General features: G+C 63.7%; 16 protein-coding genes. 12 read left to right on the top strand and 4 right to left on the bottom strand.

The annotated features are described in order from the left end of the window. Window positions 1–36: 36 nt before the first annotated feature. Window positions 37–1,035 carry a GTP 3',8-cyclase MoaA gene (moaA, locus tag AC1RMG_RS19655; protein ID WP_011062004.1) on the bottom strand — a complete coding sequence of 333 codons (999 nt, stop codon included), beginning with the start codon at window positions 1,033–1,035 and terminating at the stop codon, window positions 37–39. A 456-nt stretch (window positions 1,036–1,491) separates the two neighbouring features. Between moaA and AC1RMG_RS19660 the strand changes: the two genes are divergently transcribed. From AC1RMG_RS19660 to AC1RMG_RS19680, 5 genes are all read left to right on the top strand, one after another. Then, window positions 1,492–3,816, top strand: a complete 2,325-nt coding sequence (locus AC1RMG_RS19660; RefSeq protein ID WP_493170005.1) for an FdhF/YdeP family oxidoreductase — start codon at window positions 1,492–1,494, stop codon at window positions 3,814–3,816. A gap of 128 nt (window positions 3,817–3,944) precedes the next feature. Continuing rightward, entirely contained in the window at window positions 3,945–5,366 is a 1,422-nt protein-coding gene (locus tag AC1RMG_RS19665) for a cytochrome ubiquinol oxidase subunit I (protein ID WP_125063460.1), read from the top strand. Between the two features lie 16 nt (window positions 5,367–5,382). Continuing rightward, window positions 5,383–6,399 (top strand): cytochrome d ubiquinol oxidase subunit II, encoded by a 1,017-nt coding sequence (gene cydB, locus AC1RMG_RS19670; RefSeq protein WP_011062007.1) that lies wholly within the window; start codon window positions 5,383–5,385, stop codon window positions 6,397–6,399. Next, complete coding sequence (locus AC1RMG_RS19675; RefSeq protein ID WP_015636146.1) at window positions 6,386–6,517, top strand: hypothetical protein; 132 nt, start codon at window positions 6,386–6,388, stop codon at window positions 6,515–6,517. Before cydB ends, AC1RMG_RS19675 begins: the two co-directional genes overlap by 14 nt. Beyond that, a complete protein-coding gene (locus AC1RMG_RS19680) occupies window positions 6,510–6,656 on the top strand; it encodes a DUF2474 domain-containing protein (RefSeq protein ID WP_011062008.1) in 147 nt (48 codons plus the stop codon). Before AC1RMG_RS19675 ends, AC1RMG_RS19680 begins: the two co-directional genes overlap by 8 nt. A 58-nt stretch (window positions 6,657–6,714) precedes the next feature. Here AC1RMG_RS19680 and AC1RMG_RS19685 read toward each other — a convergent pair whose 3' ends face one another. The 3 genes from AC1RMG_RS19685 to AC1RMG_RS19695 form a co-directional block, all read right to left on the bottom strand. After that, complete coding sequence (locus tag AC1RMG_RS19685) at window positions 6,715–7,689, bottom strand: Dyp-type peroxidase (RefSeq protein WP_015636148.1); 975 nt, start codon at window positions 7,687–7,689, stop codon at window positions 6,715–6,717. A gap of 326 nt (window positions 7,690–8,015) precedes the next feature. After that, the gene (locus AC1RMG_RS19690) at window positions 8,016–10,289 is read right to left on the bottom strand and encodes an FdhF/YdeP family oxidoreductase (protein WP_493170007.1); all 2,274 of its coding nucleotides are present in this window, start codon (window positions 10,287–10,289) and stop codon (window positions 8,016–8,018) included. A 251-nt stretch (window positions 10,290–10,540) separates the two neighbouring features. After that, window positions 10,541–11,434: a DMT family transporter gene (locus AC1RMG_RS19695; protein ID WP_194238045.1), complete on the bottom strand. Its 894-nt coding sequence runs from the start codon at window positions 11,432–11,434 to the stop codon at window positions 10,541–10,543. 132 nt (window positions 11,435–11,566) lie between these two features. On the opposite strand from AC1RMG_RS19695, the gene AC1RMG_RS19700 reads away from it, so the two are divergent. The 7 genes from AC1RMG_RS19700 (at window position 11,567) to AC1RMG_RS19730 (ending at window position 21,238) form a co-directional block, all read left to right on the top strand. Further along, window positions 11,567–12,004 (top strand): Lrp/AsnC family transcriptional regulator, encoded by a 438-nt coding sequence (locus AC1RMG_RS19700; RefSeq protein WP_011062012.1) that lies wholly within the window; start codon window positions 11,567–11,569, stop codon window positions 12,002–12,004. Between the two features lie 305 nt (window positions 12,005–12,309). After that, on the top strand, window positions 12,310–12,951 hold the full coding sequence (locus AC1RMG_RS19705) for a response regulator (RefSeq protein WP_077934451.1): 642 nt from the start codon (window positions 12,310–12,312) through the stop codon (window positions 12,949–12,951). A gap of 35 nt (window positions 12,952–12,986) precedes the next feature. Next, window positions 12,987–16,643: an ATP-binding protein gene (locus AC1RMG_RS19710; RefSeq protein ID WP_493170010.1), complete on the top strand. Its 3,657-nt coding sequence runs from the start codon at window positions 12,987–12,989 to the stop codon at window positions 16,641–16,643. Window positions 16,644–16,766: 123 nt separating this feature from the next. Next, on the top strand, window positions 16,767–18,296 hold the full coding sequence (gbpA, locus tag AC1RMG_RS19715) for an N-acetylglucosamine-binding protein GbpA (protein WP_072449898.1): 1,530 nt from the start codon (window positions 16,767–16,769) through the stop codon (window positions 18,294–18,296). A 318-nt stretch (window positions 18,297–18,614) separates the two neighbouring features. Further along, on the top strand, window positions 18,615–20,135 hold the full coding sequence (gbpA, locus tag AC1RMG_RS19720) for an N-acetylglucosamine-binding protein GbpA (RefSeq protein WP_073857945.1): 1,521 nt from the start codon (window positions 18,615–18,617) through the stop codon (window positions 20,133–20,135). 66 nt (window positions 20,136–20,201) lie between these two features. Then, on the top strand, window positions 20,202–20,708 hold the full coding sequence (locus AC1RMG_RS19725) for a cytochrome b (RefSeq protein WP_065363301.1): 507 nt from the start codon (window positions 20,202–20,204) through the stop codon (window positions 20,706–20,708). Further along, window positions 20,705–21,238: a type II secretion system protein N gene (locus AC1RMG_RS19730; protein WP_065363300.1), complete on the top strand. Its 534-nt coding sequence runs from the start codon at window positions 20,705–20,707 to the stop codon at window positions 21,236–21,238. Before AC1RMG_RS19725 ends, AC1RMG_RS19730 begins: the two co-directional genes overlap by 4 nt. Window positions 21,239–21,259 lie beyond the last annotated feature (21 nt).

Here is a 21,259-nt window from a genome sequence, read left to right on the forward strand (position 1 = left end):
ACCTTTGCACAATGAAAAGCCGTGATGAGCAGCGGTTCAGCCGCCGGTCATGTTCATGAAGCGCACCACCTGCACCTCGTCGTTGAGTTCGAAGTGATGGCTGTAGGGCTTGAGTTTCATCGCCTCGACTATGGCCCGCTGCAGGCGCCCGGTATCGCCGGGGTAAGCGCGCAGCACGGCCTTGAGGTCCACCGAGTGCTCGTTGCCCAGGCACAGCAGCAAGCGGCCTTCGACGGTCAGGCGCACGCGGTTGCAGGTGCCGCAGAAGTTGTGGCTGTGGGGCGAGATGAACCCCAGGCGAATGTGCGGCGCCTCGGCCAGGCGCCAGTAGCGCGACGGGCCCTGGGTCGACTCGGCGGACTCGATCAGGGTGTAGCGCTCGGCGATCCGCTCGCGAACCCGGGCACTGGAAAAGAACGCATCGCTGCGGCTGTGTTCGCTGATGGTGCCCAGGGGCATTTCCTCGATAAAGGAGATATCCAGGCCGCGGTCGATGGCAAAGGCCACCAGCTCGTTGATCTGCTGGTCGTTGCGCCCCTTCATCACCACACAGTTGAGCTTGGTGCGCTCAAAGCCGGCGGCAATCGCCGCGTCGATGCCGGCGACCACCTGGCCCAGCTCGCCGGTGCGGGTCAGCTGGCGAAACAGGGTCGGGTCCAGGCTGTCGAGGCTGATGTTCAGGCGCTTGACCCCGGCGTCGAACAGCGGCGCGGCCAGCTTGCCCAATTGCGAGCCGTTGGTGGTCATGCACAGCTCCCGCAGCCCGGGCAGCCGGGCAATGTCCCGGCACAGCTGGACCACCCCGGGGCGGATCAGCGGCTCGCCGCCAGTGAGGCGGATCTTGCGGGTGCCCAGGGCCACGAAACGTTCGGCCAGCTGGTACAGCTCTTCCAGGGTAAGAATGCGTTGGCGCGGCAGGAACTGCATGTCCTCGGCCATGCAATACACACAGCGGAAATCGCAGCGGTCGGTCACCGACATGCGCAGATAGTCGACCCGCCGAGCGAAGCCATCGAGCAATACCTGATCTGACATCCGAGCCTCTTTCGACGGTGGGAATCCATCGCGATTAGTTGAAGTTCTTCCACACAAGCACATGCAGAAGGTGTTATTGGCGGCAAGATTAAAAGCCATTAAAAGCCCCGTCCAATCGCTATTAACAACTGGCTGATCAATACAATCTATCGCTCCTCAAATCGCTTCCAAAAAAGACCGAAACAAACAATCAAGCATTTGATATATATAGATTTTTAATGGTGATAGAGGCTTTCGATCAGCCGGTCATTAATTGCGATTAGACAGCGGCCACGGGTGACGAATAGGCTTTATTCGTGGCCCATATAACGAGCCCTGAAAGTTACTCCACGCCAATAAGCAATACCGAACTCAAACAAGTTCACAACAACCGCATTTAGCCTGTGCAGTCAAACAATCACTGACATCGATTCAATGTCGGCCGGTTGCCTGCGTGCGCTGTATTGGAGAAATATCATGAGCGAAGTTGATCGATACAAACCCTACAAGGGCGCCGCTGCCGGTTGGGGGGCGCTGATCGCAGTGACCAAGAACTGGCTGGGCAGCGAGAATGCCTTCAAGAACATCCGCGCCATGCTCAAGACCAACCAGAACGGCGGCTTCGACTGCCCCGGCTGCGCCTGGGGCGAGTCGCCAGAAAACGGCATGGTCAAGTTCTGCGAGAACGGCGCCAAGGCGGTCAACTGGGAAGCCACCGGGCGCCTGGTGAACCCGGCCTTTTTCAACAAATACACGGTCTCGGCCCTGGCCGCGCAGAGCGACTACTGGCTCGAGTACCAGGGCCGCCTGACCCACCCCATGCGCTATGACGCCACCCAGGACCGCTATGTGGAAACCACCTGGGACGAAGCCTTCGACCTGATTGCCAGCCACCTAAAGGGCCTGGACTCGCCCAACCAGGCGGAGTTCTACACCTCCGGCCGGGCCAGCAACGAGGCGGCCTACCTGTACCAACTGTTCGTGCGCGCCTATGGCACCAACAACTTCCCCGACTGCTCCAACATGTGCCACGAGGCCAGTGCCGTGGGTATGTTCGAAAGCGTCGGCGTGGGCAAGGGCACGGTGGTGTTCCATGACCTGGAACAGGCCGACGCGATCTTCGTCATCGGCCAGAACCCCGGCACCAACCACCCGCGGATGCTCGAGCCACTGCGCGAGGCGGTGAAACGCGGTGCCCAGGTGATCTGCTTCAACCCGCTCAAGGAACGTGGCCTGGAACGCTTCCAGCACCCCCAGCACCCGCTGGAGATGCTCACCAACGGCTCCGAGCCCACCTCCTCGGCCTACTTCCGCCCGGCGCTGGGCGGCGACATGGCGGCCTTTCGCGGCATCGCCAAGTTCCTCCTGCGCTGGGAGCGCGAAGCCCTGGCCAACAATGGCGAAGCGGTGTTCGACCGGGCCTTCATCGCCGAACACACCTCGGGCCTGGACAGCTACCTGGCCGAGGTCGATGCCACGTCCTGGAACCACATCGTCGAGCAGTCCGGCCTGAGCCTGGCCGACATCGAGCTGGCCGCGCGCATGTACCGCAAGGCCAAGCGCGCGATCATGTGCTGGGCCATGGGCCTGACCCAGCACACCCACTCGGTGCCAACCATCCAGGAAGTGATCAACGTGCTGTTGCTGCGGGGCAATATCGGCCGTCCCGGCGCCGGCCTGTCGCCGGTGCGCGGCCACAGCAACGTGCAGGGCGATCGCACCATGGGCATCAACGAACTGGCGCCCACCGAGCTGCTGGATGCCCTTGAGGCGCGCTTCGGCTTCAAGCCGCCCCGGGAGCACGGGCACAACACGGTGATGGCGATCTCGGCCATGGAACAGGGCCGGGCCAAGGTGTTCATCGGCCTGGGGGGCAACTTTGCCCAGGCCACCCCGGACACACCGCGCACCCACGCGGCCCTGCGCAACTGCGAGCTCACCGTGCACATCGCCACCAAGCTCAACCGCAGCCACCTGGTGACCGGGCGCGAGGCGCTGATCCTGCCGTGCCTGGGCCGCACCGATATCGACATCCAGGCCAACGGCCCGCAAGGCATCACCGTGGAAGACACCTTCAGCATGGTGCATATCTCCCACGGCCAGCTCAGACCCAAGTCGCCGCACCTGCGTTCGGAACCGGCGATCATCGCCGGCATCGCCAACGCCACCCTGGGCCAGCACCCCATCGACTGGCTGTGGGCGATCGAAGACTACGGGCGCATCCGCGACCTGATCGCCGACACCATCCCCGGTTTTTCCGACTTCAACCTCAAGCTGCTCAACCCCGGCGGCTTCCACCTGGGCAACGACGCCAGCCAACGGCGCTGGAACACCGCCACCGGCAAGGCGCGGTTCATACCCAGCGAGCTGCCGGAACACCTGGTCAGCGCCGGGGTGCGCAAGCTCAAGGTCAAGCCCGACCTGATCCTGCAGACCATGCGCTCCCACGACCAGTACAACACCACCCTGTATGGCCTGGACGACCGCTATCGCGGGGTCTACGGCATGCGCGAGGTGCTGTTCGCCAACGAGGACGACATCCGCCGGCTGGGCTACGAGCCGGGGCAGAAGGTCGACATCGTGTCGCTGTGGGATGACGGCCGGGAACGCCGGGTCAGCGGTTTCACCCTGATCGCCTACGACATTCCCACCGGCCAGTCGGCCGCCTACTACCCGGAGACCAACCCCCTGGTGCCCCTGGAAAGCTACGGCGACCGCACCTACACGCCGACCTCCAAGTTCATCGCCATCCGCCTGGAGCCGGCGGCGGCCAGCAACCTGATCCAGTCCGTCGGCGTTTGACCCGGCCGGAGCGGCCAAGGCGCCGCTCCAGCCTGCCCCGCGCAGCCTTTTGCCGTACGCCGCGAACCCGGGTTCACGGCGGCCGGAAGGCGCCTGCGCGGGCCCCCAGCCATTACGAGGGTTTCGTCATGTTTCATCTACAGGCACTCGACCTGGCGCGCATCCAGTTCGCGTTCACGGTCTCGTTCCACATCATCTTTCCCGCCATCACCATCGGCCTGGCCAGTTTCCTGGCGGTGCTCGAAGGCTTGTGGCTCAAGACCCACAACAGCACCTACAAGGACCTGTACCACTTCTGGTCGAAGATTTTCGCCGTCAACTTCGGCATGGGCGTGGTTTCCGGGCTGGTCATGGCCTACGAGTTCGGCACCAACTGGAGCCGCTTCTCGGACTTCGCCGGGAGTATCACCGGCCCTCTGCTGACCTATGAAGTGCTGACCGCGTTCTTCCTCGAAGCGGGCTTTCTCGGGGTCATGCTGTTCGGCTGGAACCGGGTGGGTCGCGGGCTGCACTTTTTCGCCACGGTGATGGTGGCCATCGGCACCCTGATCTCGACCTTCTGGATCCTCGCCTCCAACAGCTGGATGCAGACGCCCCAGGGCTTCTCCATCGTCGATGGGCGGATCATGCCCATGGACTGGCTGGCGATCGTCTTCAACCCGTCCTTCCCCTTGCGCCTGATGCACATGGCGATTGCCGCATTCGTCGCCACGGCGTTCTTCGTCGGATCGAGCGCCGCCTGGCACCTGCTGCGGGGCAACGACACGCCGCCGGTGCGCAAGATGCTGTCGATGGCGCTGTGGATGGCGCTGATCGTGGCACCGATCCAGGCGGTGGTCGGTGACGCCCATGGCCTGAACACTCTGGAGCACCAGCCGGCGAAGATCGCCGCCATCGAAGGCCACTGGGAAAACCACGGCAGCGAACCCTCGCCCCTGGTGCTGTTCGGCATTCCCAACATGGACGGCGAGAAAACCGACTACGCCGTGGAAGTGCCCTACCTGGGCAGCCTGATCCTGACCCACAGCCTGGATAAGCAGATCCCGGCGCTCAAGAGCTTCCCCAAGGAAGACCGGCCCAACTCGGCCATCGTGTTCTTCAGCTTCCGCATCATGGCCGGCCTGGGCATGTTGATGATCCTCACCGGGTTGCTGGGCCTGCTGCTGCGACGCAACGGCGGGCTGTACCGCAACCGCCTGTTCCTGCGCCTGGTGCTGTGGATGGGCCCCAGCGGCCTGATCGCCCTGCTGGCGGGCTGGATCACCACCGAAGTCGGGCGCCAGCCCTGGGTGGTGTACGGTCTGCTGCGCACCAGCGACGCCGCCTCCAACCACAGCGTGGCGCAACTGAGCATCTCCCTGGCGCTGTTCGTGGTGATCTACTTCTCGGTGTTCGCGGTGGGCATCGGCTACATGATGAAGCTGGTGCGCAAGGGCCCGCAGCCACACCACGAGCATCCGCCCAGCACTGCGCCCGGCCAGGAGCCGACTCCGCGCCGGCCGCTGTCGGCCATCCCCGAGACCTTCGCCACCGGCGACCACCACCTCTGAAACAAGGGCAACCAACATGACGATTCAAGGCATAGACCTGTCATTGATCTGGGGCGTGATCATCGCCTTCGGGGTGATGATGTACGTGATCATGGACGGCTTCGACCTGGGGCTGGGGATCCTCTTTCCGCTGATCCCCGATGCCCGGGAGCGGGACGTGATGATGAACACCGTGGCCCCGGTGTGGGACGGTAACGAGACCTGGCTGATCCTCGGTGGCGCGGCGCTGTACGGCGCCTTTCCCCTGGCCTATTCGGTGATTCTGGAGGCCCTGTACCTGCCGCTGATCTTCATGCTCGCAGGGCTGATCTTCCGCGGCGTGGCCTTCGAGTTCCGCTTCAAGGCCAGCCCCGAGAAACGGCACATCTGGGATTGGGCGTTCATCGGCGGCTCGCTGCTGGCGACCCTGTGCCAGGGCATCGTGATCGGCACCTATATCAGCGGCATCCCGGTGGTCGATCGGCAGTTCGCCGGCGGCACCCTGGACTGGCTGGCGCCCTTCCCGCTGTTCTGCGGCCTGGGGCTGATCGTGGCCTATGCGCTGCTGGGCAGCACCTGGCTGCTGGTCAAGACCGAAGGCATGCTGGAAGCGCGCATGCGCCACTACACCCGGCCCCTGGCGTTCGCGCTGACCGCGGTGGTGGCGGTGCTCTGCGTGTGGACCGCGCTGCTGCACCCGGAGATCGCCAACCGCTGGTTCAGCCATGCCCATATCGTGATCTTCGGTGCGCTGCTGGTGCTGGGGCTGGCGGCACTGTTCGGGCTCCTGGGCACTTTGCGCCAGCACCATTCCCACTGGCCGTTCGTGTTCACCCTGGTGCTGGTGTTCCTCGGCTACATCGGCCTGGCGTTCAGCATCTGGCCGAACATAGTGCCGCCGTCCATCAGCCTGTGGGAGGCGGCTTCACCGCTGTCCAGCCAGCTGTTCATCCTGATCGGCACCCTGTTCATCCTGCCGGTCATCCTGATGTACACCTGCTGGAGCTACTACGTGTTCCGCGGCAAAGTGAGGATTGGCGATGGCTACCATTGATCGAGCTACACCCCTGCCCTGGCACAAGGCTGTGGCGCAACTGAGCCTGCTGTTCATCGGCGCACTGCTGATGCTCGCCTGCAGCGGCGCACTGATGCTGGAGCTGGCGCATGGATAGGCTATCGACGCGGCCGGCATCCACCTGGCAGCGGTTGCTGTGGATGGGGGGTATCTGGCTGGCCAGTGTGGTGGGCCTGGGGCTGGTGGCCGGCGTGTTGCGGCTGCTGATGCAAGCCGCCGGCATGCACAGCCACTGAGCAGGGGCGATAACGCCTGCAACCCCGGCCCGCAATAGCGGGCCGGTTTTTTTTGCGCCTACAGGCCGGTGGGCGCGCGCTCGGCCAGGTCTTCCAGCAGGTCGGCGGAGGGCACGAAGAACAGCCCGCCGGTGACCGCAGTGCTGAAGTCCAGCAGGCGATCGTAGTTGCCTGCAGGGCGGCCGACGAACATGTTCTCCAGCATCTGCTCCACCGGCCGTGGCGAGCGGGCGTAGCCGATGAAATAGGTGCCGAACTCCCCGGCGCCCGGGCGGCCGAACGGCATGTTGTCGCGCAGGATCTTCACCTCCTCGCCGTTCTCTTCCAGGGTGGTCAGGGAGCTGTGTGAGCAGCTGGGTTTCACTGCATCGTCGAGTTCGATATCCGACAGTTTGGTGCGGCCGATGATGCGCTCCTGGGCCTCCACCGTCAGTTCGTTCCAGGCGGTCATGTTGTGCAGGTACTTCTGCACCAGCACGTAGCTGCCATTGCAGAACTGCGGGTCCTCGTCCCCCACCAGGGTGAAATCCACCGCCTCGCGGCCTTCCGGGTTCTCGGTGCCGTCGACGAAGCCGACCATGCTGCGCATGTCGAAATAGCGGAAGCCCTGGACCTCATCCACCACCTTGATCGAATCCCCCAGGGGCTTGAGCAACTGCGTGGCCAACTCGAAGCACAGGTCCATCTGTTCGGCACGGATGTGCAGCAGCAGGTCGCCGGGAGTCGATGGCGCGCGGCGCCCCTCCACGCCCACCTCGATGAACGGGTGCAGCGACGCCGGGCGCGGGCCGCCGAACAGGCGGTCCCAGGCGCTGGAGCCAAAACCGCAGACACAGGACAGATTGCCCCCCGGGACGCGCTTGCCCACCGAACGGGTCAAGGCGGCGATATCGGCGCACCAGTCGCGCACGGTTTGCGCGGCAGCGGCGCCGGGCGCCAGGGTGGCGACGATGAAGATCGCGCTACGGGTGATGGGATTGCAGATGGCTTGGGGCTCGGGCTTGCGCTCGGCCAGGGAGGACGGCTGGGTCATTATGGGTTCCACAGGCTGCGGTCGGAAAAATCACCGACAGGAAAATAGCAGATTGTGACCTTGGCCAGGGAGATTGCTCCCCCTGGAAGGTGCCGCCCTCCCATTCACCAAATCCCCGGGCCATCAAGCATCTCTGGCCTCCCGAAGCGCACGACCCTGTAGCCGCTGCCGAGCCTGCGAGGCTGCGCAAAGGACCGCAGGGCCTTGCTTGGCGATCTACCGCCGGGCATCAGCGTTTTCCGGATCGCCGCGGCCGCTACGCGACCGTGCGCAGCCTGCGGCAGCGGCTGCACGAGTCGCGAGGCGCTGTGGCGCTGTGGCTCCGTTCAAGCGGGGCTTGAGCGCAACACTCGCACCGGCACCGATTTGTAGGACGGCGTGCCGCTGTCCACGTCCAGGTAGTCCAGGGGCACCAGGCGGTTGGCTTCGGGGTAGTAGGCGCCCACCGTGCCATTGGCGATCTTGTATTCGATGGCGGTGATCTTCTCGTAGCGCAGCCGGCGCCCGCCGATCACCGTTTCGATGTCCACCAGGTCGCCATGGGCCAGGCCCCGGGCGGCCAGGTCCGCCGGGCTGATGAACAGTACGTCGCGGCGGCCGAACACCCCGCGATAGCGGTCGTCCAGGGCGTAGATGGTGGTGTTGTACTGGTCGTGGCTGCGCAGGGTGATCAGCCGCAGCACATCGGCGCCGTCCACTTCCTTGTCCTCATGCAGCCCGGGAAAGACGAAGAATTCGGCCTTGCCCGAGGGCGTCAGCCACTGCCGCTCGGCTGCCGCCAGGGGCATGCGGAAACCACCTGGCACGCGAATGCGGGCGTTGTAGTCGTCAAAGCCGGGCACGGTCTGTTCGATCAGGTCGCGGATCTTGTCGTAGTCGGCCACCAGCTCCAGCCAGGGCACGCGGCTGCCCGGCAGGGTGGCCCGGGCCATGCCGGCGACGATCGCCGGTTCCGACAGCAAAAACTCGGAGGCCGGCGCCAGCTTGCCGGCCGAGGCATGCACCATGGACATCGAGTCTTCGACGGTGATCGCCTGACGCAGGCCGTCCTGCATATCCAGCTCGGTACGGCCCAGGCAGGGAAAGAGGAAGGTTTCCCGGGCCATCAGCAGGTGGCTGCGGTTGAGCTTGGTGGCGATGTGCACGCTCAGGTCCAGCTTGCCCATGGCCGGGAAGCACTGGCCCGGGTCCGGCAGGGCCACGGCAAAGTTGCCCCCCAGACACAGCAGGGCCTTGGCGCTGCCGGCGATCATCGCCTGCATGGCTTGCACCGCATCGTGACCGTGATGCGCCGGCGGGGTGAAGCCGAAGGTCTGCTGCAGCTTGTCGAGAAAGGCCGGGGAAGGCTTCTCGGTAATGCCCACGGTGCGGTTGCCCTGCACGTTGGAGTGGCCGCGCAACGGGCAGATCCCCGCCCCCGGCTTGCCCAGGTTGCCCCGCAGCATCAGCAGGTCGCAGATCAGCCGGACATTGGCCGTGCCTTCGTTGTGCTGGGTGATGCCCATGCCGTAGGTGACGATGGTGGCGTTGGACTTGGCATAGGCCGCGGCGACCATTTCCAGGTCCGCCTGGTGCAGGCCGCTGGCCTGCTCGATGTCTGCCCAGGCGGTGGCATGCAGGTCCGCCGCCAGGGCCTCGAAGCCCTGGGTGTGCTCGGCGATGAATGCCTGGTCCAGGACTTGCCCCAGGCTGTCCTCCAGGGCCAGCAGCGCCTTCATGATGCCCTTGATCGCCGCCGCGTCGCCGCCGGCCTTGACCTGGAAGTACGACGAGGCGATGCGGGTGGAACCGTAGGTGGCCATCTCCACCATGTTCTGCGGGTCGGCGAACCGCTCCAGGGCGCGCTCGCGCAAAGGGTTGAAGACCATGATCGGCACCTTGCGCCGCGAAGCTTCATGCAGGGTGCCCATCATCCGCGGGTGGTTGGTGCCGGGGTTGTGGCCGATGGAGATGATCAGCTCGCAGAGGTCGAAGTCCTCCAGCGACACCGTGCCCTTGCCGATGCCAATGGACCGCGGCAGGCCGACGCTGGTGGGCTCGTGGCACATGTTCGAGCAGTCGGGAAAGTTGTTGCAGCCGTATTCCCGGGCGAACAGCTGGTACAGGTAGGCCGCTTCGTTGGACGCGCGCCCGGAGGTGTAGAACTCCACCTGCTCGGGCTGCAGGCTGCGCAGGATCTCGCCGATGCGGGCAAAGGCGTCCTGCCATGCCACAGGCTTGAAGGTGTCGCTGGCGCGGTCGTAGACCAGGGGCTCGGTCAGGCGCCCGAGGTCTTCGAGTTCGTAGTCCGAACGCTGCAGCAATGAGGTCACCGGATGCTGGGCGAAGAACGTCGGGGTTACCCGCTTGTTGGTGGCCTCCCAGGTCACCGCCTTGGCGCCGTTTTCACAGAACTGGAAGGTCGACTTGTGCTCCTTGTCCGGCCAGGCGCAGCCCGGGCAGTCGAAGCCGTCGGGCTGGTTGGTGCGCATCAGGGTCAGCGGCGCCTTGAGGGTGTCCATCTGCTCGCGCACCGCGGTCGCAGTGGCCTTGAGCGCGCCCCAGCCACCGGCGGGACCATCGTAGTTGCGGATTCCGGGAACCTTGCGTCGAGTACTCATGAGCGCTCCAGGGCCGGCCCGGCGCTGCACGACGCGAACCGGTGGTTGCGGGTGACCGAGGCGCGCCAGGGCAGGATGCCCAGGGGCCTGGATCAGGGGGCAAGCGCGCTGGAAAAGCCTCAGCGCAGGGTAAAATCTAGCCCTGCGGGTTGGCCTGTCAAGGCCAGGCGCCGACCGGTACAGGGCCCATGCCAGGGCCCCGGCCAGGCCCGAGGGAGCCTATTGCAGGCCCCCGCCAGAACCTGTAGCGCCTACTGCAACACGCTGCGCCGGCGCTTGAGGGTCCAGCCCTGCTGCATGCCGGCCGCGGCCAGCAGGATCGCCCCCACGCCCACCCATTGCAGCAGCCCCAGGCGGTGCCCGAAGGCCACCCAGTCGACCAGGATCGCCGCAATCGGGTAGATGAACGACAAGGCGCCGGTCAGGGCCGTCGGCAGTTTCTGGATCGCCCCGTACAGCAGCACGTACATCACCCCGGTATGGAGAATGCCCAGGGTCAGCAGGCTGGCCCAGGCGCTGGCCTGCTGGGGTGGCGTGCCGAGGTTGGCCCAGGGCGCCAGCAACAGCACCCCGGTGCAGACCTGGATCAGGGCGATCAAGTGCGGCGGCGTGCCGCTCAAGCGCTTGATCAGCAGCGCGGCAAAGGCGTACAGCGCCGCCGCGCCCAGGGCCAGGGCAATGCCCAACAGGTAGTCGCCACCCTCCTCGCCCTGGCTGCCGTGGGCACTGACGATGGCCAGCATTCCGGCGAACGACAGGCCCAGCCAGAACAGCTTCTGCGGGGTGATCTTTTCTCCCAGGAACAACGCCCCGAGGGCCACCAGGATGAACGGCTGAACGTTGTACACCGCGGTGCCGATGGCGATCGAAGCCCGGGAGTAGGAGCCGAACAGCAGCACCCAGTTGCCGACAATGGCCACGCCACTGAGCACCGCGAGGATCAAGGCGCGCTTGCTCAGAATGTTCTTACGCAAAAAGCCGAAAGCTCCACAAATCAGCAGCAAGGTCCCGGCGCCGAACAGGCACCGCCAGAACACCACATCCAGCACCGGTTGCCCGGACACCAGGACGAACCAGCCAATGGTTCCGGAAATCAGCATGGCAGCGGTCATTTCCAATGATCCGCGTCGGGTTTGTGCATCCATCATCAGGCTCCTTTGCAAGTGGGCAAATTATGCCCAGCCAGCAGAGCCCATCGCCAGATCAAAACCTGGGCTAGAATCGATTCAGACCTTTTTTATCAAGGCCAAAGAGCCCATTCACCTAACGAGATCGCCATGCTGGATGCCATCGACCAAACCCTGATCAGCGCCCTGATGCAGGACTCGCGACGCTCCCTCAAAGCCCTGGCGCAGATCAGCGGGCTGTCCGCTCCCAGCGTCTCGGAGCGCTTGCGCCGGCTGGAAGAACGCGGCGTGATCAGCGCCTATACCCTGGAGATCGACCCCAGGTTTCTCGGTTACCAGTTGCAGGCCATCGTCCGCATCCGCCCCTTGCCGGGCAAGTTGCAGGAGGTCGAACGGCAGATCCTCGCGATTGCCGAGTTCACCGAATGCGACAAGGTCACCGGCGACGACTGCTTCATTGCCCGTCTCCAGGTGCGCTCCATGGAACAACTGGACAGCCTGCTGGACCACCTCAATCACTACGCCGAAACCAACACCGCGATTGTCAAGAAATCGCCGATCAAACGGCGCCTGCCGCCTCTGGAATGAGCCCCATTCCGAAAGCGCCTTCAGGATTGAAAAACGCCAGAAACGAAGCAGAAAAGCACCGCTGAGAGCCCAATCTAGAGGCGTTTCACACTACAAATCAGCTACGCATCCTACATATTTACAGGACATTTCTTAGCAAACATAAGACGATTCTTAAAAGCGCCTCAGCAGCTTTTTGACGCCAATTTCAGTGATACCCTGCGAAACCTCTGACGAACCCACTAGCAAAATGCCTACTCCAACCAAAGGAAGCCGGCGCTTTGCTGGGTGCTCATGCCTGTCGAAAAGCCGAGTAGCGAAAAACGATGTCGATCCGCGTCCAGATAGCCGATGACCATCCCCTGACCCTGATTGGGATACACACCCTGCTGGAGAACCGCGCCAACCTGGACGTGGTCGCCCAGGCCCACAGTGTTGAAGCCCTGCTGGAGAACCTGCAGCGTCACCCCTGCGACCTGCTGTTGACGGATCTGATGATGCCCGGCGGCGAGCAGGTAGACGGTATCCGCCTGATCCGCCGCTTGCGCACGCTGTACCCGCAGCTGGCGATCGTGGTGGTCACCATGCTCGACAACCCGGCGCTGATCAGCAGCGTGCTCAAGCTGGGCATCCAGGGCCTGGTGAGCAAGCGCGGCCTGCTCAACGACCTGCCCAAGGCCGTGGCGGCCAGCCCGCGTGCGCCTTTCGTCTCCGCGTCGATCCAGCACCTGCTGGATTCCAGCGCCGCGTTGCACGGCAAGCCGTTGCTGCAACCGGAGCAACTCTCGGCCCGGGAAGTCGAAGTACTACGCCTGTACGGCACCGGCATGAGCATCGGTGCCATTGCCCTGCATCTGTCCCGGAGCAAGCAGACCATCAGCACGCAAAAAAGCAGCGCCATGCGCAAGCTCGGCCTGGACACCTCTGCCAGCCTGTTCCTGTACATCCAGGAGCACGGCCTTTCCTGAGCTGCAAGCGCGGCACATCCCGGAGTCCCCCCTCTATGTATCTCTTTTCGCTTTCCTTCGTGCGCCGGAGGATGCAGCGCTTTTGCCTGCTGCTTATCCCGCTGGCCAGCCTGCCAACCCTGGCCACAGCCCACGCCGACAACCTGCCGCCAGCCGCCCGGGACAGCAACCTGCCGCTGAACAAACTGTTGCAGCTGCGCGACAGTCTGCCGCGCAAGCGCCTCAAGGTGGCGCGGATCGTACCGCCGGATCGGCCCATGGAGAGCGCCGGCAATCAGGTCTTGAAGGCCATCTCCGACCAGTACCTGCAACTCATCGGTGAACAACTGGACCTGCACTTCGAAAACGTCGAGCTGCCTTCGCCCCAGGCGGCGGTGGATGCGCTGCTGGAGCAGCGGATCGACCTGCTGCCGAGGGCCAGCGATTTTGAAGCAGCCAATCCGGAGCTGCGCCTGAGCCTGCCCTATTTGCGCAACCAGCCCATCATTGTCGGCCGCTCCAGTGACCGCAGCCTGCCCCTGGACCTGCGAGGCAAGCAGGTGCTGGTGCTAAAGAACTACCTGGACAGCAATCGGGTCCGCAAGGCCTACCCCCTGAGCATACTGCGCGAGGTCAGTACCACGGCGCTGGCCTTCGAGCAGTTGGCCCGGGGCGAAGCGGACGCCTTCATAGGCGACCAGTTCCGCTCCGGCTTGTACCTCCAGGCACGTACGGACCTGGCTCTGCACAACAAGTTTTCCGCACAACTGCCCGACACCGGCTTCGCCTTCGCCGTGCGCCGTGATGAACTCACCCTGCTGACCCTGCTCAACCATGCGCTGCAGAGCATTCCCGAGGCCCAGAAGCTCAAGCTCCAACAGCAGGCCAGCCACGGGCCGTTCCCCTACTCCCCGATCGACACGTTCATGCTCAGCCCCCAGGAACTGGGGTGGTTACAGGACCACGGGCAAATCAACTTGCTGGCCCATGAAGCGCCGCCGTACCTGTATCGCACCAGCGACGGGCGCTGGTCCGGTCGCAGCGTCGAGCTGCTGCAGACCCTCGCCGATGCCTTTCGCCTGGAACTGAACATCGAGTCGAGCCAGTCCCGGTCCCACGACCTGGAGCAACTGGCCAGAGGCCACGTCGACCTGGCCAGCCGCCCGCTGGCGATTGCCGACGGCTCCCGCGGGATACGTTTCAGCCAGCCCTATGTCACCCGCAACTGGGCCTTCATCATCCGCAACGGAGACAGCTCCCCCAGTTCCCTGGAGGCCATGGAGGGGCACACCCTTTCGCTGCCGCGCCAGCACCCGCTGCTTGAACACTTGCGTCTGCGCTATCCGCAGATCCAACTGATGCTTACCGACAACTTCCAACAGGCCCTTGACCTGGTGCGCCTGCGTCGGGCCGACGCGACCCTGGACAGCCCCGCAAGCGACCCGATGCAGCCTGGCCCCGGCCTGCAATACGGCCTGTCGATCAAGGCCACGCCCAGCCCCCACCAGTTCGCCGTGGCCCAAGGCTCCGGCGAGTTGCTGGGTATCCTCGACAAGCTGCTGGACTCGTTGTCCCGCGCACCGCTGAGTGATATCCAGGTGGTGGCCGAACGCCCCCGGGAGAATTTCTGGGAATGGGCCGCAGAGCAGGCCTGGCACGTCGGCGTCGGGGCTCTGGTGATCTTCGCCCTGTTCCTGGTGTGGAACTGGCGGCTGAAGATCCAGGTCAAGGAACGGATCTGCGCCCAGACCCGGCTGCAGGACAAGCTGGCATTCCAGTTCTCCCTGCTCAACGGTCTGCCGACGCCACTCTACGTCTGCGACCTGCATGGTCGCCTGAGCACCTGCAACCGCGCCTACGAGGAGTTCTTCAGCACCTCCCAGGAACAGGTGGAGGGCTGCCTGCCCACCGAACAACTGAACATGCCAGCGGAGTTCGCCCAGGTCCTGCAGGACGAGCACCAGCAACTGCTGCACAACCACCGGCCGCGCTTTCTCGACACCAGCCTGGTGATCAAGGGTGAACAACATTACCTGTACCAATGGCTGGTCCCCTTCTACAGCGCCCGGGGCCTGCTACAGGGACTGCTCGGCGGCTGGCTGGACATCTCCGAGCGCAAACACCTGGAAATCAAGTTGCGCGAAGCCAAGCAGGTGGCACTCAAGGCCAGCGCGGCCAAGAGCGAATTCCTGGCGTCCATGAGCCACGAGCTGCGCACTCCGCTCAACGCTCTGGTGGGCCTGCTGGAGCTGGAAACCAGCAGCCGCACCTTGCCATCGCACAACCTGCGGGTGGCCCAACAATCGGCGACTTCGATGATCGACCTGATCGGCAACATCCTCGACCTGGACAAGATCGAGAGCGGCCTGATGCAGCTGGCTGCGCACCCTACCGCGCTGGAGCCGTTGCTGACCAACAGCCTCGGCCTGTTTGCCGCCCAGGCGCGGGAGAAAAACCTGCAACTGCACTTCGACTACCATGCCGACCGCCAGCGCCTGTACTGGGTCGACTCGCTGCGTGTGCAGCAGATCTTCCATAACCTGATCAGCAATGCGCTGAAGTTCACCGACCAGGGCGGCATCCATGTCCGAGTCAGCGAAAGTGTCCTGCGCGAAGGCGTCAGCCTGCTGACCCTGAGCGTCAGCGATACCGGGATCGGCATTCCCCTGGCCTTGCAGCCACAGATCTTCGAGCCCTATCGCCAGGCCAGCGCGCGTACCGCCCACCTCTACGGCGGCTCGGGCCTGGGCCTGAGCATCTGCAATCAGTTGACCCAGTTGATGGATGGGCATATCTGGCTGGAAAGCCAGCCCGGCCAGGGCTGCTGCGTGAGTGTGGAACTGCCCCTGAGCTGGCAATTGGCCCCAGGGCCAGTGGACGAGCCCCTGTTACCTGACCAGCAGGAGGCCAAGGCCCTGCGAGTCCTGGTGGTGGACGATGTGTCGACCAACGGCCTGGTGCTGACTCTGCAACTGGGTCGCCTGGGGCATCAGGCAGAACATGTGTGCAGCGGCGAACAGGCCTTGCTGGCCCTGAGCGAATCCACCTACGACGTGCTGATCAGCGACTGCAACATGCCGGGCATGGATGGCTACGCCCTGGCTCGCACCGTGCGCCAGGATGAACGGCGCCTGGGTCTGCCCCAGCGGCTGATCATCGGCTACACCGCCAGTGCCCTGAGCAATGAAGCCACCCAGTGCTCCAACGCCGGGATGAACGACCTGATGATCAAGCCGGTGACCCTGGCACGCCTGCAGGAAGTCCTGAACAACTACGCGCCGGTCGAGGAAGAGCCTCGGGATATTCGCGCCTTCAGCCTCGACCACCTGGATGAAGCAGGCCGGAACAGTTCGATCCTGCGCCGGCGCATTCTCCTTGAGCTGACCAAAAACCTGCAGCAAGAGATCCAGCAGATACGCGACACCGACCTGGCCGCCATGACGGAGACCATCGGTGACCTGAGCCACCGCCTGACCGGCGTGGCCTGTCTGATCGATGCCAGCGAAATGGCCGCGGCCTGCCAGGCCCTGCGCCAGGTCAACGTGCGTCAGCCACAGGCAGTCCGCCGTTGCCAGGCCGACCTGTTGCACAGCATGGAGCGCATCTTCGAACAGGCCAAGGCCGACCTGGCGGCCCTGCGCCAGCCCCTCCGGCCCTGGTCCAGGGGCATTGCTCGCGCGCCGCTGACTGACTCTCGTACTTGTCCCATGTGAAGTGGCGCCCGCCCTTCCTACCCTTGCGCTTGCTTTCGGGGGGCGCAAGACAGGGGTGCCAGCTGCACATCCTTCCCCACGATCGCGTGTTGAATCCAATAATTCCCAACTAAGGATCAATCGATGATCACGTTGCACCGAGCCCGTTCATTCCTCAAGCTTCCGCTGGCCATGGCCATCGGCATGGCTGCGCTCGCGGCTCAACAAGCCAGCGCTCACGGTTATATCGAGAGCCCGAAATCCCGCGCCTTCATGTGCCATACCAATGGTGGCAAGCTCAACGCCAACTGCGGCGCCGTGACCTATGAGCCACAAAGCACCGAGTACATCGGCCGCCCGGGGGAAGGGTCCATCTCGCACTTCCCAAGCAGCGCCCAGGCCTGCACTGGGGACTTCACCAAGTGCGGCCCGGCCAACGGCACCATCCCTGCCGGCGGCCTGGCGCGTTTCTCGGAGCTCAACGAGCAGACCGCCACGCGCTGGAGCAAGAACACCATCAAGCCGGGCCCGCAGACCTTTACCTGGCACTACACGGCGGCCCACTCCACCCGCTACTGGCAGTTCTACATCACCAAGAAAAACTGGAACCCGAACCAGCCACTGACCCGTGATTCGTTCGAAAGCACCCCTCTGCTGGACGAGCCATGGCCAGCCCTGAACGCTCCGACCGCGGCGGGCGGCAAGACCAGGCACACCGTGAACATCCCGTCCGACCGCAGCGGTTACCACGTGCTGCTGGCGACCTGGAAAGTCCACGACACCGACGCCACTTTCTATCAGGTGGTCGACCTGAACATCGACAATGGCGCCACCATTCCGTCGACCTGGACCACTGTCGGCGCAGTTCAGCCTGAAGCCTTGAGCATCGGCGACAAGGTCAAGACCCGGGTGTTCAATGCCCAGGGCGAACAGGCCGCCAAGCAGATCGTGCTGCAAATCAGCTCCGCCGAACTGGCCAAGGCCGACGTCTGGCCGCACGAACTGGCCAAGAAGGTCAACGCTGCCAAGCAGGGCTACCAGATGGGCCTGCTCAACGACAAGGACGAAGTGCTACCCAACTTCGGCAAGAACGACATCCTGGTCAAGAAAGGCAGCGACATCGTCAACGTGATGATCGACAAGGAGCAGGCTGCCAAGCCGGGCGAACTGTCCATCACTGGCATGCAGTCCGAATACACTCTCAAGGACGGCAAGGTCGACCTGCACTTCAATGCCATCGCCAAGGGCGGCGACTACACCGTGAAAGCCACGGTGTACAACGCCAAGGGTGAAAGCGTGGCGTTCCAACAGGCTCCAGCCGGCAATACCCCGCACTTCTCCATGACGCTGACCGGTCAGAGCGCCGGCAAATACGACCTGGTCGTGGTAGCCACGTCGAAGAAAGGCGAAGTGCTGCAGCAGACTGCCAGCTTCTCCCTGAAACAGGAGGAAAGCGGCGGTGGCGGTGAGGGAGGCGGCAAGTACGATCACGTCTTCCCCCAAGGCTTGAGCACCTACAAGGCCGGCACCCTGGTGCTGCAACCCAAGGACGGCAATACCTACAAGTGCAAGCCCTTCCCCTACAGCGGCTACTGCGTGCAGTGGAAGGCCGGAGCGACGCATTACGAGCCAGGTACCGGTAGTCACTGGACCATGGCCTGGGATCGCCAGTAACCATCAGTGGTGAAGGTTTCACCTTGGAGCGTGGCATGCGAATGCCACGCTTTTTCTGCGTACAAAGCACGCTCCGTACCAGTGCTGGCAATCGCGCAAAAACGCGCGAAAACGCCCGGCACGCCTGGCCCTTGCTGCCCAACAGCGCTAGCTGGCGACTCTCGTACTCGTCCCATGTCCCCTCCCAGACCCTGCCGCGTAGCCTGTGGTTGTTCCCAGGGCAGCTCTGGCACGGATGCCAACCGTCCCCTCAGATCGGTCCCCAGTGGCGCCCCCGAGAACTCCTGCATTTCCTTCTATCTGCTCAAGGATCTAACAATGATCAAATCCAACCGAGTTCGCTCGTTCCTCAAGCTGCCTCTGGTCCTGGCCATGAGCGTTGCCGGCGTTGCTGCTCAGCAAGCTTGCGCTCACGGCTACATCGAGAGCCCCAAGTCCCGTGCCTACATGTGCAACGAGAAAGGCCTGAACCAGAACAGCAACTGCGGAGCGGTGGCTTACGAGCCACAGAGCACCGAGTACATCGGCCGCAAGTTCGAAGGCGGCTTCTCGCACTTCCCAAGCGCCGCCCAGGCCTGTACCGGTGACTTCACCAAGTGCGGCCCGGCCAACGGCACCATTCCTGCCGGCGGCCTGGATCGTTTCTCCGCGATCAACGAACAAAGCAGTACTCGCTGGACCAAAAATACCATCAAGCCAGGCCCGCAGACCTTCGCCTGGAAGTACGCCGCTCCCCACGCCACTCGCTACTGGCAGTTCTACATCACCAAGAAAGACTGGAACCCCAACCAGCCACTGACCCGTGATTCCTTCGAAAGCACCCCACTGCTGGATGAGCCATGGCCAGCCCTCAACGTTCCGGCGAAAGCTGGAGAGACCACCAAGCACACCGTGAACATTCCGTCCGACCGCAGCGGCTACCACGTCGTGCTGGCGACCTGGAAAGTCCACGACACCGACGCCACCTTCTATCAAGTGGTCGACCTGAACATCGACAACGGTGCAGTCATTCCTTCGGGCTGGACCACTGTCGGCCAGGTCAACCCGGAAGCCTTGAGCATCGGCGACAAGGTCAAGACCCGGGTGTTCAATGCCCAGGGCGAACAGGCCGCCAAGCAGATCGTGCTGCAAATCAGCTCCGCCGAACTGGCCAAGGCCGACGTCTGGCCGCACGAACTGGCCAAGAAGGTCAACGCTGCCAAGCAGGGCTACCAGATGGGCCTGCTCAACGACAAGGACGAAGTGCTACCCAACTTCGGCAAGAACGACATCCTGGTCAAGAAAGGCAGCGACATCGTCAACGTGATGATCGACAAGGAGCAGGCTGCCAAGCCGGGCGAATTGTCCATCACTGGCATGCAGTCCGAATACACCCTCAAGGACGGCAAGGTCGACCTGCACTTCAACGCCATCGCCAAGGGCGGCGACTACACCGTGAAAGCCACTGTGTTCAACGCCAGAGGTGAAAGCGTCCTGTTCCAGGAAGCTCCAGCCGGCAACAACCCGCATTTCAGCATGACCCTCACCGGTCAGGGCGCCGGTCAGTACGACCTGGTCGTGGTTGCTACTTCGAAGAAAGGCGAAGTGCTGCAACAGACCGCCAGCTTCGCCCTGAAAGCCGAAAACGGCGGCGGCGAGCCAGGCCAGTACGACCACGTGTTCCCGCAAAGCCTGAAGTCCTACAAGGCTGGCACAGTGGTGCTGCAGCCCAAAGATGGCAACACCTACAAGTGCAAGACCGGCCCTGTTGCCGGCTGGTGCACCATCTGGACCAGCACTAACAACGCCTATGAACCAGGCGTAGGTTTCGCCTGGCAGCAGGCGTGGGACAAGAACTAAGCCACACCTTCGTTAACCCGAGCGTGGCGCTTGGCGCCACGCTTCCTTTTGCCAGTCATGCCCCCTATGTCTACTCGCAATTACTCCAGGCTTCATGTGCTGCTGCACTGGACCTTCGCCACCATCATCATCTGGGCGACGCTCAGTGGCTTCGGCAACGCCCTGCTCGACCTGCCCACCGTGATCGCCGACGGGATCAACTTCATCAACGTGTCGTTGACCTTCCTGCTGATTCCGCTGCTTGGCCTGCGAGTTGTGTGTGCCCTGGACCGCCAGGAACCGGCCTCCCCCCATCGGCTCGCCCGCCTGCTGGCCAAGGGCGGACACCTGGCGCTCTACCTCACGACCGGCCTGGTGCTGGCCACTGGCGTATTGATGATGGAACGCCCGATCAATGTCTTCGGCCTGCTGTCACTGCCCCAGCCGCTGCAGGAACCGCTGCTCACTGCCTTCTTCAATAGGGTGCACAAGTACGCCTGCGTCGTGCTGGCGCTGCTGGTGGTCGGGCATGTGGCAGCGGTGGTGATCCATCACTGGCGCGGTGAAAAACTCCTGCGGCACATGAGCCTATGAACCTCCTGCGCCGATGCCCACGCGCCGTTCTACAGATCGGCGCGTTGTCGTTGCTGGTGACCTGGCTGGGCTGGCTCGCCTACAACAGCTTCCTGTTCGCCCAGCGTCTGGACGAGACCGTGCGCCCAGGGCCCCTGGCCGTCAGCGAGCCGCCGCGCCTGCCGCCGAACAACGCGGCCATAGCCCAACTGTTCGGTGTGCTGCCCCAGGAAGCCACCGGCAACCTGCCAAGAGTGCCGCTGACGCTGCTGGCCAGCCTGGTGGAACGTCGCCCGGAACTGTCCAGGGCGCTGATTGAATCCCCTGAGGGCAGCCGTTTCTATGGCATTGGCGAGCCCCTTCCCGGAGGTGGCAGCCTGCGCGAGATCAGCACCCAACAGGTGCGCATACAACGCTTTGGCGAAGACCAGTCGCTGTCTCTGGCCCACCACTCGACTCCCCTGCTGATGCCGTTGCCCATGGCCCCCGAGATGCCTCAAAGCACTGCTGTGCGGGCAGAAACCCACAACCTTGTTCAACCCTCTTTGTGACCCCCCAAGACATCATGAAAC

The organism is Pseudomonas sp. GW822-FHT04H02 (assembly GCF_058800645.1).

Bases quoted from the DNA above. Each gene is read 5' to 3' on its own strand.
- AC1RMG_RS19680 (WP_011062008.1), top strand. From the start codon at position 6,510: ATGGATAGGCTATCGACGCGGCCGGCATCCACCTGGCAGCGGTTGCTG.
- moaA (WP_011062004.1), bottom strand. From the start codon at position 1,035: ATGTCAGATCAGGTATTGCTCGATGGCTTCGCTCGGCGGGTCGACTAT.
- AC1RMG_RS19675 (WP_015636146.1), top strand. From the start codon at position 6,386: ATGGCTACCATTGATCGAGCTACACCCCTGCCCTGGCACAAGGCTGTG.
- AC1RMG_RS19710 (WP_493170010.1), top strand. From the start codon at position 12,987: ATGTATCTCTTTTCGCTTTCCTTCGTGCGCCGGAGGATGCAGCGCTTT.
- AC1RMG_RS19705 (WP_077934451.1), top strand. From the start codon at position 12,310: ATGTCGATCCGCGTCCAGATAGCCGATGACCATCCCCTGACCCTGATT.
- AC1RMG_RS19665 (WP_125063460.1), top strand. From the start codon at position 3,945: ATGTTTCATCTACAGGCACTCGACCTGGCGCGCATCCAGTTCGCGTTC.
- AC1RMG_RS19690 (WP_493170007.1), bottom strand. From the start codon at position 10,289: ATGAGTACTCGACGCAAGGTTCCCGGAATCCGCAACTACGATGGTCCC.
- AC1RMG_RS19700 (WP_011062012.1), top strand. From the start codon at position 11,567: ATGCTGGATGCCATCGACCAAACCCTGATCAGCGCCCTGATGCAGGAC.
- gbpA (WP_073857945.1), top strand. From the start codon at position 18,615: ATGATCAAATCCAACCGAGTTCGCTCGTTCCTCAAGCTGCCTCTGGTC.
- AC1RMG_RS19660 (WP_493170005.1), top strand. From the start codon at position 1,492: ATGAGCGAAGTTGATCGATACAAACCCTACAAGGGCGCCGCTGCCGGT.
- AC1RMG_RS19730 (WP_065363300.1), top strand. From the start codon at position 20,705: ATGAACCTCCTGCGCCGATGCCCACGCGCCGTTCTACAGATCGGCGCG.
- gbpA (WP_072449898.1), top strand. From the start codon at position 16,767: ATGATCACGTTGCACCGAGCCCGTTCATTCCTCAAGCTTCCGCTGGCC.
- AC1RMG_RS19725 (WP_065363301.1), top strand. From the start codon at position 20,202: ATGTCTACTCGCAATTACTCCAGGCTTCATGTGCTGCTGCACTGGACC.
- AC1RMG_RS19685 (WP_015636148.1), bottom strand. From the start codon at position 7,689: ATGACCCAGCCGTCCTCCCTGGCCGAGCGCAAGCCCGAGCCCCAAGCC.
- AC1RMG_RS19695 (WP_194238045.1), bottom strand. From the start codon at position 11,434: ATGGATGCACAAACCCGACGCGGATCATTGGAAATGACCGCTGCCATG.
- cydB (WP_011062007.1), top strand. From the start codon at position 5,383: ATGACGATTCAAGGCATAGACCTGTCATTGATCTGGGGCGTGATCATC.